Here is a 2,486-nt window from a genome sequence, read left to right on the forward strand (position 1 = left end):
TAGTGCTGCTGATAACTCTGGCTTTTCGCTCATCTGACTACATTACCATATTTTTCGGCTCTCAATCAACTATTTTTTACCTGAATCCTTACGATTTATCTCGGCAACTTACATTCGGGGGAATAATGTTTCGGCGTAAGCGCGATCGATCAATTGGCGAGCAACTGTCTGAATTCCGGTATGTTCATAATAATTGGTAGTCATGTCCAAAAATGCGGCGACATAATCCAATTTGTCATCGGTAACATCGACGTATTGCTTGAGGTTGCCTAAAACTGTGGCGGGAGTTAAGCCACGAGATACCACTAAATTGTTCATCCAACCTTGGGCTGAGGCGAAGGTTGTTGTGATGAATCCGAATTTTTGGGCGTTATTTGCGCCGGGAATTAGGTTGCTGATGTTTTGGAATGTTGAGTTTTGCTGCAAGGTTGAAGGATTTAAACCGCCTATGGTGTTTTGCGCTACTCTAAGGAAGTCCGGGCCGAGGGGAATTAAACCGTCAGCGCATACTAATGCAGCCATCCGCATCAGAGATTCGTCTTTGTATTGTGATAAATGATTGGCAAAGCTTCCCACGTTGTCAAGGGAAATATTGTTAAGTTTGCAAAAGACTATGAGTTCGATCGCCACTTTGACGCATAAGTCGATCGTTTGAGTGGTGTCAGCCTTGGGAGTCAGGCGGCTCATAAACGAGAGAAAGCCGATTTTTTCGCCGATTTTATTCGCCATAGCGGTGGCACCCAAGGCACTGTCGGCGCTGTCTGCAAGCTGGTAAAGCCTGACTGCGCCTTGATAAGGCTCGTTGGAGTTGGCGTAAAGCTCGATCGCCCTGGCGCGAATTTTTTCCACTAAAGCGCGATCGGTTTCCCCTGTGAGCGATCGAATAGTATGATCAAAACCAGATAGATTATTCCACTCCCCCGGAACCACAAAATCCAGGGATTTGAGCATCATCACAGTAATCCCAGAATCCGGCAAATTGTCAACCAATTCCACAATTGATTTGCTCACGACAAACTCCTAAATAACCATATTTGATAGTGTTCTTCCCAATACTCCAACTCCCCCAAATCCGATTCCAGATTTTCCGGTAATCTCAGATGAGATCTAATGCTCATAGTCAGATTGGCTTGCAGTGAGGAATGCGAGTCAGCATCCAAAAAAGAACTAAAGTCCTCACTACGAAGCTTGTAAAATTTCATTGTCTCAAATCACGAAAAATGACATATATATGTTATAGTAGATAGCGCAAAACAGAAAAATATAAAATATGACTGTTGCAGTTAACAAAACTCCGGGATTAGCCTCGCGTTTAGTAAATGGCGTACTCTCCATCAAGCCTTTGGCCGCCCTAGCCAAGCACCAAGCGCGGGAAATGATGATCAAAAGAGCTGAAAGAATCGGAGTGCATTGGCGACAAGAAGCGCAAGCACTTTTGGCCCGCAATTGGGATGCAGAATTGCTCAGCGTAGAAAATCCCAATCTGGTTTACCCAAAATATTATCTAACTTCATTCCACGCTTACGAAAAAGGTAATATGAGTTGGGAAGCTGCGACAGAAGTTGAAGTTGCAGCCCGTGCAGTTCATGCGGGAATTTGGCCCGAAGCGGGTGCAGATGGTGATGCGAAACTCCGCGCCAGTTATCACGAAATTGTCAAAGCTAAAATTGGCAAAGCACCCCAAGATATTGTGGATTTGGGATGCAGTGTGGGAATGAGTACGTTTGCGCTTGGGGATGTTTACCCGGAAGCAAAGATGACTGGGGTGGATTTGTCGCCTTATTTTTTGGCAGTTGCTCAATACCGTTCCCAACAACGAAAATCTGAATTTCCCAATCAAAAATCTCCGACTTGGCTTCACGCTGCTGCTGAATCTACTGGTTTGACTGCGCGTCGTTTTGATTTGGTTTCTATTTGTTTAGTTTGTCATGAATTGCCGCAGAAAGCTACTAAAGAAATATTTCGGGAAGCTCGGCGTTTGCTTCGCGCTGGCGGACATTTGACAATTATGGATATGAATCCTCAGTCGGAAGTTTATGCCAAAATGCCTCCTTATATTTTGACTTTGCTCAAGAGTACGGAGCCTTATTTGGATCAGTATTTTGGGTTGGATATTGAGCAGGCTTTGGTAGATTCTGGTTTTGCAGCGCCGACAATCACTCGCAATACTCTCCGACATCGGACTATTGTTGCTGAGGCGATATAGCGGTTTTCAGTTGACTGAATTACAGATGCTGGGTTAGGACATGGCATTGCCGTGTCCTACTCTATTTAAGTAAAGGTTGATGTGTAAAAACTTTTGCGCGTCAATGACGATGCCAAACTGGATTCGATCGCAAATGTAGTAGAATTAATACTTAGAGACCTCCACAAAAAGAATGATCCAACAGCTATGTGGGTTTAGCGAAAATTTCCACGAACCATTTTTGAAGATTGGGGAGGCGATTAATCTGGGTTTCAATTTCTGCCCTAGCTAATTTATTGAG

The 2,486-nt window shown here is 44.2% G+C and carries 2 protein-coding genes; one reads left to right on the plus strand and one right to left on the minus strand.

The features are described 5' to 3' along the window. Positions 1-108: 108 nt before the first annotated feature. The gene (locus K4039_RS26535) at positions 109-1,011 is read right to left on the minus strand and encodes a hypothetical protein (protein ID WP_265239494.1); all 903 of its coding nucleotides are present in this window, start codon (positions 1,009-1,011) and stop codon (positions 109-111) included. A gap of 259 nt (positions 1,012-1,270) precedes the next feature. Here K4039_RS26535 and K4039_RS26540 point away from each other — a divergent pair, with 259 nt between their 5' ends. After that, a complete protein-coding gene (locus K4039_RS26540) occupies positions 1,271-2,206 on the plus strand; it encodes a class I SAM-dependent methyltransferase (protein ID WP_265239495.1) in 936 nt (311 codons plus the stop codon). Positions 2,207-2,486: the final 280 nt, after the last annotated feature.

The organism is Lyngbya sp. CCAP 1446/10, from assembly GCF_026130175.1.
GTDB lineage: Bacteria > Cyanobacteriota > Cyanobacteriia > Cyanobacteriales > Microcoleaceae > Microcoleus.